This window comes from Halobacteriovorax sp. RZ-2 (genome assembly GCF_043196685.1).
GTDB lineage: Bacteria > Bdellovibrionota > Bacteriovoracia > Bacteriovoracales > Bacteriovoracaceae > Halobacteriovorax_A.
On the sequence record NZ_JBEBMR010000002.1, the window covers coordinates 232,939 to 248,100 of the forward strand.

A 15,162-nucleotide genomic window follows, 5' to 3' on the forward strand; every position below is an offset into this window, starting at 1 on the left:
ATGGTTAATATTTTTAGAAAACAACAGAATATTCTCTACGTTTCTCCAACCTATAGTTCAGGTTCGAAGGAGCGTATGCTTTTAAGAGATAGTATTTTGTTAAAAGAAATAGGCCATAATATCTTTATCTACTGCCTAAAGGATTCATTCCTTCATCGTGAATGTAAGAAGGCCGGTATAGATTGTATCTTTCATACAGGGACAACAAAGCTTCGTGTATGGAATTGGTACAAGCTTTCAAAGCTTAGAGGCATAATAAAGCGTTACGATATTAATATCGTACACTGCTACCAACTTAATTTCTTATGGCCTCTGGCCTCTTTTTTAAGAAAGAGAAACCTAACTGCGCTCTTTTTCACTATCAACTTTGAAGTTAGCAAATTCTACAAGCAATTTTGGTATCGCCGTCTGATAGGAAGGATTGATCTCATCTTCATTCCTTTTAGAGAGATGATCGACTCTATCAACACTCATATGGATGTTCCTATTCGCAAGATTTATTCTTCAGGACTTGGTGTGGATAAGATTAATTTTGAAAAAAAATATACTTTTGATGAAGAGAATCTCATTCACCTTTCTTGTTGGGTAAACGATCATGAAGTTGAATTAAACGACCTCTCTGTATGCTTAGAATCTTTGTGGGCGCTAAATCTAGATAATGAGCTACCAAAGAGGTTTAAGCTGCATATTTTCTCAAATCGAAAATGGGAGAGAAATATCCTCTATAATCCTATTAAGGATAGAATTGCTGAGTACAAACTTGAAAACTATGTTGAATTTCATGAGCACGACAATATTTATGAAGTTCGCTCTGATATTTGGATTTCATACACATCAAAGTCGCCAATTGAGGATTATGCACTTCTTGCAATCTTAAAGGGAATTCCTACGGCCGTGCCAAGAAATGCCACAACCGAAGAGTTACACCGTATCTATCATGGCTCACTTGCTACCTATCGCCAGGGTGACGCCAGAGAGCTAAGGGCCAAGGTTAAGGATATTGTCCAAAACAATGCTAAGTACAAGGAATCATGTCTAAAGTCTCGTGATGAGCTTTGGAATGAGCACGGTATCGATGGTTATAAATATAACCTATTTAAACTGTACGAGAAACACCTGAATAAACGCCTAAGGTTCTATAATTAATAAGTTTTTATTGTTGACGTAGGGCCCCGTAAATAATAAGATGCGCAAAATCATTTTAAAGTAAATTGTCTTCAGTAGAAGAGATTTACACTAAAGGCCTTGCCTTTAGATATCAAAAATTAAGGCACTGATTGGACACTTTCAGTTGTCTGCCGTGAGGTAAATTATGACAGATTTAAACAATCTAAAACAATCTTGGATGCAAGGTTACGAAGTTGTTCTTGGCGAAGACGTTGAGACAAGAGATGAAACAGAGTTTTCGAAGCTATTAGATTCGACAGAAACTCCAACATTTACAGAAGGTGAAGTTTTCAAAGGTAAAATTGTAAACATCTCACCTGATTACGTACTTGTTGACATTGGATACAAGCAAGAAGGTCTTGTTCCAAAAAGAGAATTCACTAACTACGATGGTTCTCTAAAAGTTGCACTTGGTGACGAAATTGAAGTTTATCTTGATAAACTAGAGTCTCACCTAGGTAACCTAGTTCTTTCAATGGACAAAGCTCAAATCCTTAAAGCTTGGGATAAAATTTCTGAAGCATGTGAAGACGGTACTCCAGTTACTGGTACAGTTGTAGCAAAAGTTAAGGGTGGTCTTTCTGTTGATATCGGTGTTAAGGCATTCTTACCTGGTTCACAAATTGATGTTAGACCAACTAGAAACCTTGATAAGTTCATCGGTAAAAAGATGGAATTCAAAGTTATCAAATTCAACAAGAAACGTGGAAACATCGTTCTTTCTAGAAGAGCTATTCTTCAAGAAGAAAGAGGTAAACTACGTGGTGAAGTTCTTTCTCAAATTGAAGAAGGAATGGTTGTTAAAGGTATCGTTAAAAACATCACTGATTACGGTGCATTCATCGATCTAGGTGGAATTGACGGTCTTCTACACATCACTGATATGTCATGGGGACGTGTTAAGCACCCATCAAATATCCTTACTCTTGGTGACGAAATCGAAGTTAAGATCCTTAAGTTTGATAAAGAAAAAGAAAGAGTATCTCTTGGTCTTAAGCAAGTTCAAGAAAACCCTTGGGAAGCTGCACACGAGAAGTATGTTGCTGGTACAAAAGTTAAAGGTGAAATCGTATCTGTTAAAGATTACGGTATCTTCATTGAACTTGACGACGGAATCGAAGGTCTAATCCACGTTTCTGAAATGTCTTGGACAAACTCTATCAAGAACCCAACGAAGCACTTCACTGTAGGTGAAATCGTTGAAGCTCAAGTACTAGAAGTTGACGTAGAAAACAAGAGAATCTCTCTTGGTATCAAGCAACTTCAAGAAAACCCATGGGATGCTCTAGAAGCTAAGTTCCCTGTAGGTTCAAAAGTTACTGGTAAAGTTAAATCAATCGTAGAATTTGGTATCTTCGTTGACCTTGGTGAAGAAGTTGATGCTCTAATTCACGTATCTGATTTCTCTTGGACTAAGAAAAATATCAACCTAAACGACGATTATAAAGTTGGTGACGAGATTGAAGCTGCTGTAGTTTCAGTTGATAAAGAAAACCAAAAATTCTGTCTAGGTGTTAAACAACTTAAAGAAGATCCTTGGAAGAAAATTGAAACAAGACTTCCAGTTGGTACAATCGTTGAAGCTCAAATCGTTAGAGTAACTGATTTTGGTGCTTTCGTTGAACTTGAAACTGGTATCGAAGGTCTAGTTCACATTTCTGAACTATCTGAAGATAGAGTTGAGAAGCCAGAAGACGTAGTTAAGAAAGGTGACGTAGTTAAAGCTATGGTTATCTCTCTAGATAAAGATGCGAAGAAAATCGCTCTTTCTATGAAGTCTGCTCTAAACTCTGATACTCAGGGAATGCAACAAGAAGTAGTTAAGTCTGCAACTCTTGGTGACGTTCTTAAGGGCTTCAACCTAGGTAAAGAATAGCGTCATTGTTTGCCCACAGGCAAACTATTGGACGCTATGCTAGCTCCCCATCTCTTTAGCTAGAGATTGGTGTCGAGAGCGAGGGTTCAGGCCCGAGCGGTTCGCAACAGGAGCACCGCAATCACGAAGTGGTTGCAAAAAGAATATCTTAAATTAGAGATATATAAGGCTACCGAAAGGTAGCCTTTTTTGTTTGTGGTAAATAACCCGCGTAGGCGCAGCCGATCGCGGTAAGCAACTCTCAAAAATAACCCGCGTAGGCGAAGCCGATCGCGGTAAGCAACTCTCAAAAATAATCCGCGTAGGCGCAGCCGATCGCGGTAAGCAATTCTCAAAAATAACCCGCGTAGGCGCAGCCGATCGCGGTAAGCAACTCTCAAAAATAGCCCGCGTAGGCGCAGCCGATCGCGGTAAGCAATTCTCAAAAATAATCCGCGTAGGCGCAGCCGATCGCGGTAAGCAACTCTCAAAAATAGCCCGCGTAGGCGCAGCCGATCGCGGAAACTTCCGAAAGAAGGCACAGGTCAACGAACCAAACCCAGTCGCGGATACGCCAACCCCTCGAAAACACACGCCTAATACGGACTAATATTCATTCTTCCATTAAATCCGGTATTCCCCTAAAATATATTTATGCATAAATTAACTAAAAATAACTCTGGTTTTACCCTGCTTGAAATTGTTATGGCCGCAGGCCTCTTGGCCATCATTGCCCTTGGTTTCGCACGTTTCATGAAGACTCAAATGAAGTCGACAAAAACAGCAATTAATCAAACAGAGTTAAATAATTATGCCAATGCTATTAAGGCCTATATGGGAAAACCTGGGACCTGTAAGAGGTCTCTAGCTAAGCTAGGTAAGTTAGAGAATGACCTTATCTTGGATGAGATTGTAAGACCTGATGGTAAGGCCAAGTACACAATAGGGGATAAGATTAGCTCAACGAGTTTCGTTCTTTCATCAATGTATATTACAAATTTCTATGTGAATAAAGTTGAGGGACAAGACTTCCATCGTGCAGAGCTTAAGTTAAATCTTGAACTTAGTCGTATGAGTGATAATGCATATGGTGGAAAGACTATCATTAAACGCTTTGAAGTTGATCTCTTTGTTAATGACTCAAATCGAGTTGAAGACTGTGGAGTTCTTGGAGGGTTATATCTTCCTAAGATTCCATTTATGAATACCTCTTCAAGCTCTTCTGAAACAGCTAGTTCTAATTCCACTTCAGGTTCTAATAATGATGGTTCTAAAGAGACCAGCTCAGAGTCCGTAAATAATGAATTGTCGACGAAGAGTGATTACAATAAAGCGTTTGAAGACTCAATTAATGAGGCCGCTCAAAAAACAGGGCAGGCAATATCACAAGAAGATATTAACAAGGCCGTGGATAATAATCCTGAGCTAAAAAAGGCAATGGAATCTCTTAAGTCTCTGCAAGAGAGCACAAAGAAGATGGAAGCGCTTCTAAACGAAGAATTTTAGACGATCTTTATTGGTGGATCTTTCCATCGGGAAGACAAATTGAGCAACCACCATCTTCTTCGTTGATATGAGAGGCAATTTCTTCATCCATCATTTCTTTTAATTTCTCAATTGTTTCACTTGAGGCGCCAAGGGATTCGATAAGAGTCTGTGATACAGAAGGGATAACTAGCTTGATATCAAGCCCCATCTCTTCTAGCTCTTCAGATTTTTGATAAGCACGATCTGCGTCTTCCATTGAAAACTCATATAAGGTAGAATTGGATAGGTTATCAATAATTTTAATGCGGCTAGACATGTGGACTCCCATTACTCTTATTGATTAAATGTAACATATGAAGGCTTAATCGTGAAAATTAAAAAACTATTCTTTTTGTCTAATAACCAAATGATGATCACAGCTATCGAGGCGTTAGGTAAGGAAGTTGGCGGAGATTTCTTCACTCTTTCTAATGAAGAAGAGGCCTTTCACTTTATTAGAGATATTGTGCCTGAAGTCATTCTCGTGGATCTTTCAACAATTACGGCCGATACAATAGGGAAAATTGAATCAGAATTCTGTCAGAATATTCCTGTGGTTCAGCTTGTGACAAAAGGAGAAGAGGGAGCTCAGCGTGTTATTGAGGCACCTCTCGATATTGCAAATCTTCTTTCAAATCTTGATCGAATTTGTGGAGACTTTAATGGAGAGGGATGAGTTATACATGTATCTTGGCCTGGCCATCATACTTCTCGTAATCATAGGAACATACTATTGGCGATTTCATTCTTAAAAAATATATTCAAAGGAAAAACTATGTCTAAGATTCGTTGTGCTCACATTCTTGTTGATCAAGAGTATGAAGCGAAAGATTTATTAAAGAAGTTAGAAGATGGAAAAACTTTTGAAGAGCTTGCAAAAGACTTTTCGAATTGTCCTTCAGGTCAGCAGGGTGGAGATCTTGGTGAATTCGGTAAGGGGATGATGGTGGCACCATTTGAAAAAGCTGTATTTGCTCTAGAAGTAGGAGAGCTTTCTCCAGTTGTTCGCACGCAATTTGGTTACCACCTAATTAAGAGAATTTCTTAAGCGTCTTCTATTTTTGTTCTGGGCACTTGTTGTCCAGAACAACAATTTGCCCTTCCTTATCATTTAATACCAAACAAGACTTTTTCTCATTTTTGATATTCTTAATAATTTCATTATGAATGGCCATGCAATGCCCATAACCTGGAAGTGTAAAAATATCATGTCCGCGAGAGCTGTAAAGATTTAGCCCATTGATAAAACCCTGACAGTCGAGAATAACTTTATCGTAACTCTTATTTTTAATGGAAAACATGAAGTCCATATCTGTTTTAAAGTAAGCTTCAACGTCGATCGTTTTTACTCCAGCAAGAGCAGACCAAGATAACATAGATAGAATTAGTGCGAGTATGATTTTGTTCATACTCGCTCTTCGGAATAGTAAAATTTATATTTAATTTTTTACTTAGACTTCGTCTAGAAGGGGATCGTGAGGTCCTAGTTCGAATTTTTGTAACCCTAATGGGTTATAAATAAAGTCAGGTACTCTTACTTGATAGTAGATCCCTTTTTCGTGATTACTTGTTCTAATGACGTTAGTTTTTGAAACGACAATTGAGTGGGCCGCTCCTGCATCATATGGAATAAAGAGATCGTAGTTATTTTGCTTTTCAAGGAAGAAGTTAACGATATATTCACGTAATTCATCGATCTCTTCTGTATTAAAGCTTGAGATCACAAAGCTATTTGGATGCTTTCTCTTAATAATCGTTTCTGTGATTTTATCATTTAATTTATCTTTCTTATTAAAGACAATGAAACGCTCTTTATCACTTAGGCCTAGTTCATCAAGTACGTTATTTGTTACTTCAAGATGCTTTTCGTAATTAGGATCACTGATATCACAAGTGATAATAAGTAGATCCGCCTCAAGTGCTGATTCAAGAGTTGTCTTGAAACCATCAATAAGAGTGTTTGGAAGGTTTGATAAGAAACCTACCGTATCGATAAGGATCATTGGTGGCTTCGTATCTGGGTTTAGCATTCTAAATGTTGAATCAAGAGTGGCAAATAACTTATCTTCTTCAAGTACATTTACACGGCATAGACGATTCATAAGAGACGACTTTCCAGCATTGGTATAACCAACGAGGGCCGTTGTAATTGCCTTCTTTGAGCGTTTTTTCTTTTGCTCAATACGAGACTTTTCAACTTCCTTAAGTTCTTTCTTGTAGAACTCAATGCGCTCGCGAATGATACGACGGTCAAGCTCAATCTGTTGCTCACCCTCACCACCGCGAACACCAATACCACCTTTTTGACGGCCAAGGTGAGACCAGAAACCAGCAAGGCGTGGAAGAATATATTGGAGACGTGAGATTTCAATTTGAATACGAGCTTCTTTCGTTCGTGCATGTTCAGAGAAAATTTCAAGAATAATATGGCAACGATCAACTACTGACATTCCAGTTAGCTTCTTAATATTTCTAATTTGAGATGAAGTTAATTCGCAGTCAAAAACGAGTAGCGTTGAGCCTTCTGCCTTTGCATCCATTGCGATTTCTTCAAGTTTACCTGTTCCAAGGATTGTTCCAGGATCAACAGTCTTCTTGTTTTGAATATACTGTTCACCAGTTTCAATATCCAGTGTACGCATTAGTTCTCTAAGCTCTCCAAGTGAGCGGAGAGTATCTTTTTCTGTCGCATGTTCTTTGAACTTTGGACAAACTAATGAGACGAGAGAGGCCTTTGCCTCACGTGAAATAAAAAATTCATTATCAAGCATAAGTAATTTCCACTAATCTGTTATCGATGAGACGTGTTGGTTTACTTCCTACAAAGTAAGCACCTGCGATAACAACTTCTTTTGTATTTGATTCAACATCTTCTAGATTGGCGCTATCGAGAACTTCAAGATAGTCCCATTTAGAATCCTTTAGTGTTTCTTCAAGGATTTCATTTAACTGAGCTTGAGCATCGACCCAAGTTGTTCTCATTAGAAGATTTTCTAATTCATCAAGTTTATTAGGAAGAAGAAGAGCGTATTCTTTTTCTTCTATTGTTAAGTAACCATTACGAGATGAAAGGGCGAGGCCACTTTCTTCACGCTTAATTGGTACGGTTTTAATATCAATTTCAAGGTTTAAGTCATGGGCCATTTTTCTAATGACACAAACTTGTTGGTAATCTTTTTGCCCAAAGAAGGCCTGGCTTGGTTTTATTAAAGTGAAGAGTTGGTAAACAACAGTCGTTACGCCACTAAAGTGAGTAGGGCGACTTTGTCCACAAAGCTTCTGGGTAATTCCTTCAACAGTTACAGTCGTATTAAAACCTGTTGGATAAACTTCACTATTATCTTTTGGAAGAAAAACCATGATGTCGTTAACACGATCGCCAGCAGTTTCTCTAATCAGTTCAAGGTCTTGTTCCGGGGTACGAGGGTAGCTATCGAGGTCTTCGTTTTCTCCAAATTGCTTTGGGTTAACAAAGATTGTCACAACAACTTTTTCACAAGTTTCAAGAGCATTTGTCAGGAGGCTCATATGGCCTGCATGGAGGTTACCCATTGTCGCAACAAGGCCAAGTGAATCGTGAGACACTTCCTTCATTGTTGCTATTAAATCTGATCGCGTTTGAATTAACTTCAAGCTTTAATCCTTTTAAATATTTCTTTTGCTAACTCGATTTTTGATAGCTCACCAGTAAAGGCAATTTCACCATCGTTAAGGATTGTGTAGTTAGCTTCATTATTTCCGAAGCCTTTTCTTGCGCTTTTACAAAGGCCACTATTTACATGTGTACCCACTAAGAGCTTTGTTGGCTTGCGATTATACTTTGATTCTAAAATTTCTTTTGAAAGATCTGTCTCTGCGGCAAACCCTACGATCGTTTGGTGATCCTCTTTATTGGCAACAACATGTGCAAGAATGTCCTGGGCCTTTTCAAACTCGAGACTTGAAGAGAGTGCCTCTTTCTTAAGCTTACCTTCTGCTGTTTTAAATTTAAGGTCACTAATGGCCGCCGTAGAGATATAAGTATCAAATTGATTATCAAGAGCAAGAACTGCTTCATACATTTCATCTGTTGTACGAACAGAGATAATCTTAACTCCTGGTAGACTTCTTAGGTATTGAAACTCCGGACAAGAGTTTTGCCCAAGTAAGATTGTGGTTTGATATCCTAAGCGAAGGGATTCTTTCGCAATCTCATATCCTGTTTTTCCAGATGATGGGTTCGTGACAAAACGAACGGGATCGATTGGGGCAACTGTTGCACCCGCTGTAATCACTACGTGTTTTGATTCTTGATTAATTGAAGGGTTGATAGCATCAAAATTTGCTAAGACCTCTTCAACCGCTGGTATCTTTCCAGCTCCAATATCTCCACAAGCGAGTTCTCCAGAAGCTGGAGGATAGATAAAGATATTACTTTGCTTATTTAAACGTCCAAGAAGGTCAATATTTTCTTGCGTAATTGGATTGGTCCACATCGATGTGTTCATGGCCGGATAAATAACAGTTTGAAACTTATCCCATCCAGCTAAGAAAACAGATGTTAGTAGATCATCGGCTTTTCCCATGGCAAGGTTTGCAATAGTATTAGCACTTGCTGGGTAGATATGAAGAGAGTCGGCCCATTTCGCTAGTTCAATATGAAGAACTGACTTTGTTTCCACACTGCCACTGAAATCAGACTGAGCACTATAAACTTCATTTGCACCTAAGTAAGTATAGAGGTCTGCCTGAACAAATTTCGTTGCTCCGCCTGTTAAGATAACCTTTACCTCGTGGCCTTTCTTTACCAGTCCTCTTACAAATTCAATTGACTTGTAAGCGGAAACTGAGCCACATACACCTACTAATATTTTCATATATTTAACTTTCTGGTTGTTAATACTATGTGTCTATCTTATATATGTTTTTAAGGATTTAGGCCATTGAATTTGAAATATCTGAAGGTATTCGGAAGGCCTATGTAATAAGTAACAAAGGTAAGTTTATGAAATTTGGTAAGTTCTCAATCATCTCACAACGTGACGTTCAAGCACTAGGTGATACACTAGAACTAATCTACATAAATTACGATCATATCGTGTCGATGAAGCCTATTAATATCGTGATGGATGGCGATGTTAAGGAAGGTTATTGGCTACGTCTATCTAATGGTAAGAAGTATCGTGCCATTGAAATTCCAGCTAATTTTAAAAAGAATTTTGTAGGCTAAATAGAGCTTGATGAATGAGATTATTCTGAATTTCACCGTAGTCTTTTAGTTTTTCAGAGTCTCCACCCGTGAGAATAATTCGATGTTGATTATATTTTTTCACTTGAGTGATAATCATTTCACTATAGGCTACATAGGCATGTGAAATGGCCTGCTCTGTATTGGCGATATCTTCTAGTTTGATCTCGTTAAGTAGTGGTAGATTGGCAGAAAATTTAGGATATGACTTTAAGTAATTATTCAAACCTAGAAAAATTGGGCCACCAAGGTGAGTTCCATTATTAATTTCATCAAATGTGATAAAGCTTCCCATATCAACAAGAAGTAGCTTCTCATTTGGAAACCTCTTTTGAAGAAAGTAAGAAATAACTTTACGGTCAATTCCTAGTTTTTTTGGATCATAAGATGTTTTGAAATCTTTAATTAGATCGTTTGCATTAATTGCACATAATGGAAGAAGCTGGTTTATTTCTTTAGAAACATTTGAATAGATGACAGAAGAATTCTCTTTAAAGGTAAAATCGAAATTATGAATGCTTAACTTCTTAACATCTGTAAGAGTGTTGTTTTGAAATACACCAATTTTTAAAAATGTGTTACCACTATCAATGGTGTAGGTCAGCATCGTCTGTATTATCCGCGTTCTTATTCTTTAAAATATATTCACTTATTAGCTTAAGCTTTTGATCAAAGAAATTAGCAATAGGTGTACAGAAATTTGGATATTTTCCAGGCCCCATTTTCAGAAGGTCATTGATAACTAGAACTTGTCCATCAGTATTCTTTCCTGCGCCAATTCCAATTGTCGGGATTGAAAGCTCTCTTGTAATGATTGTGGCAATCTCATCTGTTACACATTCTAGAACGATCGAGAAGCAGCCGGCCTCTTCTAAAAGCTTTGCTTCTGCTAATAGCCTTGCTTTATCTGAGTCATCTTTGCCATGAGTGTAGTAGCCACCTTGCTCGTGAACACTTTGAGGAGTCAGACCAATATGTCCCATGACTGGAATTCCAGATTGAGTTAATCTTTTGATGATATCAAGTTGATGAGGGTAGGCTCCTTCAAGTTTAAGGGCCTCGGCCTGAGTGTCTTGGAAGAGCTTAGTCGCATTCTCAAGGGCCTTGTCAAAAGTTGTATAAGTACCAAAAGGCATATCAACAATCACAAATTTATTTGGTGCACCTCTTCTTACTGCTGCTCCAAAGATGGCCATCTCTGTTAGGCTAACTTGAACTGTCGTATCGTAACCAAGAACAACATTACCAAGGCTGTCGCCAACAAGAATCATATCAAGTTGTGTTTCATTTAACATTTGAGCAGTTTGATAATCGTAACAAGTAAGAACTTGAAGTGACTTTCTTGTTTCAGAAAGTTTTGATTTTCTAATTTTTCGAGTTGTTAGCTTCTTCATTCCCATGAACCAATTTCTTTCCAAAGCTATTGTAAACTTTGGTGATATCTAAGTTATTCCACTCACTTATAACCTGAGAGAGCTGCTTTTGGAAATCAGTATGAAGAATTTCACGTGCGAATGAGCCATTTTTAATATTTTCATAGATTTTATTGAGCTTGTTCTGATACTCGTCATCAAATATCAATGACTTGGCCATTTCACCACCCATGAAGGCATTTGGAGAGATTAGTTTCATAAACTCTGTAGGTCCAAATTTAATCATGGCATCGGCAATGAGTTTAACTTCATGCCAGCATTCAATATAGGCAATCTCTGGCGAATGGCCTTTATCTACAAGAGTCTCAAAAGACAGTCTTGCGGCCTGTGGAATAACCGAGCATAGAATTGATTGCTCAGAGAAGAGATCACAGATTGTTTCTTCTTCAAAACTACTCACGATTGGGCCAACAGAAATCCCTAGATCCTTTGCAAGATCTAAGAGGCTCTCATCATCACAATTTACAACTGCTGTTAGAGGGGCCTTCGTTTCATAACCAAATCTTAGTTCACTTGCAATGGCCTTTGGGGCCAAAAGAAAGTGCTCATGTGTAGGAAGCTTTGATCGTAGGCCTTGGTACATAACACTATAGCCGTGACCGTAAACCAATCTTTGCTTAAAATTCGTATCAGAGAATTGAAGAGAAGTTAAGATTTCTTCATGGGTATCATCTGGTGTAAGGATGATGATAAATTTGAAATTAGCAATTTTGCTATTTGTAATATCAATTGTTGGTAGACCCATTTTATTTGCTAAAGAAATTGAGCTACTATTTTGGCGTAGGCCGATAGTAACTTCTCTACCAGAGTCTCTAAGGTTTAATGACCAAGACTTTGCTTGAGAGCCAAAACCAATAATTAAAATATCATTAGAAATATTATCGCTACTATTTTTCATCATAAAAATTAGATATCATGGATTGAAACAATAAGGGAAGTTATGGCACAGGAAGTAATCTATTTTTCTAAGAAAGGTTTAACTGCACGTGATGCATTAATTAATGAGGGAAATCTTTGGGGGAATTCTTTCTTTACGACAATTCTTGTTAAAGGTGGCAAGGCGATTTTTTGGGATCAGCATCGTCAAAGACTGGAAAAGTCATTTCAATATTGTTGGCCTAAAGATTTTGATAGCTCAATTATTGATGAAGTTCAGCTTGCCACGGCAAAAATACTTGGAGACTTCAGTTCAATCCCTTATGCCTACTTAAGGATTACTTTCTATCGAGAGCTTTCTGGAGCAATACAGTTTTGGATATGGGCCGTTGAAAAGGATCAGCTTAAAAGTTCATTAAAGTTGAATTCCCATTGCTATTATCCAGATCAAAACTTTCCCGACTTTTTAAAACGCAGTAATTATCAATACCAATTTCAGTTAAGAAGGGAGAGTCTTGCACAAGGCTATGATGATGTCCTCTTGCTTGATCCTGAGTCTTATATCTTGGAACTTCCGACGGCCAATATCATTCTCAAGAAAGGGGATGATTATATAACTCCAATTGCGGAGTTTGGTGTACTTGATGGAATCTCTCTTGAGAGGGTAAAATTCATGCTAGAAAAGCTAGGACGCCCCCTAAAAGAGATGCGTGTTCATGCGGCCGAGTTACATGAGTTTGATAGTTGTTTCACTACAAGTTCATTTAATGGCATTAGGCATATTTCAACTATCAACGAAGTAGCATATACTGAAGATATAGAGATTAAAAAATTAGTTAATGAGTTTTACGGAGAAATTTGGTGACAAAAGTTTTAAAGGTTAAATGTCCTGAATGCTCAAAAGAGTTTGATTATTATTCAAGTGAGTTCCGCCCATTTTGTAGTGAAAAATGTAAGATGGTTGATTTAGGAATGTGGCTTACAGAAAATTATACCGTTGCTAGTCAGGAGCCTCTTTCTGAGTCTGACTTAGAGGCCGTCATTAAAAAGAGACAGGATGAAGAAGATTACTAAGAGTGAACTTATTGCCATTGAAGGCGAATTAATAAAAATTGCACGTGGTGCCGGAAGAATTTTAAAACCTTTTCAAAAAGATCTTTCAAATCTTTCGATTAGCTACAAAGATGCTCAAGGAGCAGTCTCAGCAGCTGATCATGCGTCAGAAGGCTATATTATTAATCAACTCTATAAACTTCGAGCGGATATTCCTGTGCTGGCCGAAGAAGACTTCTACCATAAGTACCAAGGTGATTATAAGCACCTTAAAGAATATCAAGATAGTGACTACCTTTGGGTTATTGATCCACTAGATGGAACAAATAATTTTGTCCACGGATTAGAGCACTACTGTGTATGCCTTTCTCTAACTTACAAGTTACAACCTGTTGTTGGTGTCATCTATATTCCTGAAAAAGGGGAGTTCTACTGCGCAACAAAGGGTAATGGGGCTTATCTCATTAAAGGGAAAGAAAAAACTCGACTTAAGAAAACTCGTTCGAGAGACCGTGGTTTTCTCTTAGCAACAGGCTTTGCTACCGAAAAGGGAAAGCCATTCAATGATGAGTTCAAAAAATTTAAAAAAGTCATGGTTAATATCTCTGCTGTTCGTAGACTAGGTTCGGCGGCGATTGATCTGTGCTATGTCGCTCGTGGGGTTTTTGATGGCTTCTGGGAAAAGGGACTTGCTCCTTGGGATGTTGCTGCAGGAAAAATCATTTGTTCAGAAGCAGGTGCTAAAGTAACTGAGTATAATGGTCATGATCATAATATCTTCTCAAAGACAATTATTGTGGGCAGAAATCCACTTTATGAGAAGCTAAATGAAATGGTTTCCGACTAAAAGACTCTATTTATTTCCTACATTATAGGTTCATTTTTGCTATTTTTTCATATCTTTTAAATGGCGCTGATTATGTTAAAATAATCAAAGGTTTATATATTAAAAGGATTAAAAAGTGACGAATTCTATCACGAGATTATCAAGAGAAATGATGTACGTTAGTGACAACGTTTTTTATATTTTATTCTCTATTCTTATACTTTTAATTTGTGTCATCGTCGTTTATTGGTTTTATACAAGAAAACGTATGCAGGAATTACAACATCAAATTCCAGCGAATGTTTTAAAAAGCTATCTCGACTCAGTTATTCAAAACTCTAATGCATTAAAGTCTTCTCTGTTTAGAGGTGGTGGACTTGAGACAGGAGAGGGGATTCCTTCTGTTGTTCCTGGTGGAAGCCTACCAACTGGTAATGTTGATGGTGCTCAGTTAGCAAGTAAGAATGCTGAAATCGCTGCACTAAATGGACAGATCGCAAATAAAGATTCTCTTATTAGAGATCTTGAAGCACAACTAGGTGCAGTTGAGCAATCGGGAGATAATTCTGACTCTGCTCAGATCATAACGAATCTAAATTCTGAAATTGCCCAGCTTAAGTCGCAAGTTGATACATTGAAAGCTGCAAGTGCATCAGCAGGTGATAGTAGTGCAGAATTATCTGCTCTTTCATCTGAAAGAGATGAGCTACTGGCAAGACTCAAAGAATATGAAATGATTGAAGGTGATCTTGCTGACCTAAGAAAGTTTAAACAAGAAAACGAACAACTTAAGGCACAATTAGCAGAAGGTGGAGGAACTCCATCGACGCCAGCTCCTGAAATTGACTTAACTCCTGATACTGAACCTGAAGTCGATCTTTCTCCTGAACCAGAAGAAGTTGTTGCTCCTGATGAAGCACCAGTTGAAGCTCCTGAACCTGTTGAGGTTCCAGAACCTGCGCCTGAAAATTTAATGGACGAAGCTCCTGAGTTCTTTGAAGAGCCAATTGAAGAAGCGACAATGGAAGCAGCACCTGAGCCAATTGAAGAAGCAGAGGCTCCTGCTCCTGTACCGGCTGCAGCTGAAGTTGCAGGGGAGAAAGCTCCTGAAAATGAAGCGGCAGAGCAAAAGTCGGCAGAAGAGCTATTGAGCGAATTTGAAAAAATGCTTGGTTAAAATTAATCTTTAAAAAAATAG

At 38.0% G+C, this 15,162-nt stretch carries 18 protein-coding genes; 10 read left to right on the top strand and 8 right to left on the bottom strand.

Annotated elements, in window-relative coordinates; genetic code table 11:
- From ABMA78_RS07150 to ABMA78_RS07160, 3 genes are all read left to right on the top strand, one after another.
- A complete protein-coding gene (locus tag ABMA78_RS07150) occupies window positions 1–1,146 on the top strand; it encodes a hypothetical protein (protein WP_392858447.1) in 1,146 nt (381 codons plus the stop codon).
- A 166-nt stretch (window positions 1,147–1,312) separates the two neighbouring features.
- Window positions 1,313–3,043, top strand: coding sequence for a 30S ribosomal protein S1 (locus tag ABMA78_RS07155; protein WP_392858450.1), 1,731 nt, complete (start codon window positions 1,313–1,315; stop codon window positions 3,041–3,043).
- Between the two features lie 633 nt (window positions 3,044–3,676).
- A complete protein-coding gene (locus ABMA78_RS07160) occupies window positions 3,677–4,528 on the top strand; it encodes a prepilin-type N-terminal cleavage/methylation domain-containing protein (protein WP_392858452.1) in 852 nt (283 codons plus the stop codon).
- 7 nt (window positions 4,529–4,535) lie between these two features.
- Here the strand turns inward: ABMA78_RS07160 and ABMA78_RS07165 are convergent, their stop codons facing one another.
- Window positions 4,536–4,826 carry a hypothetical protein gene (locus ABMA78_RS07165; protein ID WP_392858454.1) on the bottom strand — a complete coding sequence of 97 codons (291 nt, stop codon included), beginning with the start codon at window positions 4,824–4,826 and terminating at the stop codon, window positions 4,536–4,538.
- A 51-nt stretch (window positions 4,827–4,877) separates the two neighbouring features.
- Here ABMA78_RS07165 and ABMA78_RS07170 point away from each other — a divergent pair, with 51 nt between their 5' ends.
- Together ABMA78_RS07170 and ABMA78_RS07175 are read left to right on the top strand one after the other, a co-directional pair.
- The gene (locus ABMA78_RS07170; protein WP_392858456.1) at window positions 4,878–5,225 is read left to right on the top strand and encodes a hypothetical protein; all 348 of its coding nucleotides are present in this window, start codon (window positions 4,878–4,880) and stop codon (window positions 5,223–5,225) included.
- 99 nt (window positions 5,226–5,324) lie between these two features.
- On the top strand, window positions 5,325–5,597 hold the full coding sequence (locus tag ABMA78_RS07175; RefSeq protein ID WP_392858458.1) for a peptidylprolyl isomerase: 273 nt from the start codon (window positions 5,325–5,327) through the stop codon (window positions 5,595–5,597).
- Window positions 5,598–5,604: 7 nt separating this feature from the next.
- Here ABMA78_RS07175 and ABMA78_RS07180 read toward each other — a convergent pair whose 3' ends face one another.
- Genes ABMA78_RS07180 through coaBC form a run of 4 tightly spaced genes read right to left on the bottom strand, consistent with a single transcriptional unit; the run spans window position 5,605 to window position 9,405 of the window.
- Entirely contained in the window at window positions 5,605–5,958 is a 354-nt protein-coding gene (locus tag ABMA78_RS07180) for a hypothetical protein (protein ID WP_392858459.1), read from the bottom strand.
- 42 nt (window positions 5,959–6,000) lie between these two features.
- Complete coding sequence (gene hflX, locus ABMA78_RS07185; RefSeq protein ID WP_392858460.1) at window positions 6,001–7,320, bottom strand: GTPase HflX; 1,320 nt, start codon at window positions 7,318–7,320, stop codon at window positions 6,001–6,003.
- Window positions 7,313–8,182 carry a pantoate--beta-alanine ligase gene (gene panC, locus ABMA78_RS07190; RefSeq protein WP_392858462.1) on the bottom strand — a complete coding sequence of 290 codons (870 nt, stop codon included), beginning with the start codon at window positions 8,180–8,182 and terminating at the stop codon, window positions 7,313–7,315. The genes hflX and panC overlap by 8 nt, the downstream gene beginning before the upstream one ends.
- Window positions 8,179–9,405, bottom strand: coding sequence for a bifunctional phosphopantothenoylcysteine decarboxylase/phosphopantothenate--cysteine ligase CoaBC (coaBC, locus tag ABMA78_RS07195; RefSeq protein WP_392858463.1), 1,227 nt, complete (start codon window positions 9,403–9,405; stop codon window positions 8,179–8,181). The genes panC and coaBC overlap by 4 nt, the downstream gene beginning before the upstream one ends.
- 128 nt (window positions 9,406–9,533) lie before the next feature.
- Between coaBC and ABMA78_RS07200 the strand changes: the two genes are divergently transcribed.
- Complete coding sequence (locus ABMA78_RS07200; RefSeq protein ID WP_021268407.1) at window positions 9,534–9,758, top strand: hypothetical protein; 225 nt, start codon at window positions 9,534–9,536, stop codon at window positions 9,756–9,758.
- Here ABMA78_RS07200 and ABMA78_RS07205 read toward each other — a convergent pair.
- Genes ABMA78_RS07205 through ABMA78_RS07215 form a run of 3 tightly spaced genes read right to left on the bottom strand, consistent with a single transcriptional unit; the run spans window position 9,736 to window position 12,110 of the window.
- On the bottom strand, window positions 9,736–10,383 hold the full coding sequence (locus ABMA78_RS07205; RefSeq protein ID WP_392858465.1) for a type III pantothenate kinase: 648 nt from the start codon (window positions 10,381–10,383) through the stop codon (window positions 9,736–9,738). The two genes, ABMA78_RS07200 and ABMA78_RS07205, sit on opposite strands and share 23 nt — an antisense overlap.
- Window positions 10,364–11,170, bottom strand: coding sequence for a 3-methyl-2-oxobutanoate hydroxymethyltransferase (gene panB, locus ABMA78_RS07210; protein WP_392858467.1), 807 nt, complete (start codon window positions 11,168–11,170; stop codon window positions 10,364–10,366). Before panB ends, ABMA78_RS07205 begins: the two co-directional genes overlap by 20 nt.
- On the bottom strand, window positions 11,142–12,110 hold the full coding sequence (locus ABMA78_RS07215) for an NAD(P)-binding domain-containing protein (protein ID WP_392858469.1): 969 nt from the start codon (window positions 12,108–12,110) through the stop codon (window positions 11,142–11,144). Before ABMA78_RS07215 ends, panB begins: the two co-directional genes overlap by 29 nt.
- A gap of 39 nt (window positions 12,111–12,149) precedes the next feature.
- Here ABMA78_RS07215 and ABMA78_RS07220 point away from each other — a divergent pair, with 39 nt between their 5' ends.
- The 4 genes from ABMA78_RS07220 (at window position 12,150) to ABMA78_RS07235 (ending at window position 15,141) form a co-directional block, all read left to right on the top strand.
- A complete protein-coding gene (locus ABMA78_RS07220) occupies window positions 12,150–12,950 on the top strand; it encodes an aminotransferase class IV (protein WP_392858470.1) in 801 nt (266 codons plus the stop codon).
- Entirely contained in the window at window positions 12,947–13,159 is a 213-nt protein-coding gene (locus ABMA78_RS07225; protein WP_392858471.1) for a DNA gyrase inhibitor YacG, read from the top strand. Before ABMA78_RS07220 ends, ABMA78_RS07225 begins: the two co-directional genes overlap by 4 nt.
- Entirely contained in the window at window positions 13,143–13,985 is an 843-nt protein-coding gene (locus ABMA78_RS07230; RefSeq protein ID WP_392858472.1) for an inositol monophosphatase family protein, read from the top strand. The genes ABMA78_RS07225 and ABMA78_RS07230 overlap by 17 nt, the downstream gene beginning before the upstream one ends.
- Window positions 13,986–14,100: 115 nt before the next feature.
- Window positions 14,101–15,141 carry a hypothetical protein gene (locus ABMA78_RS07235; RefSeq protein ID WP_392858474.1) on the top strand — a complete coding sequence of 347 codons (1,041 nt, stop codon included), beginning with the start codon at window positions 14,101–14,103 and terminating at the stop codon, window positions 15,139–15,141.
- Window positions 15,142–15,162 lie beyond the last annotated feature (21 nt).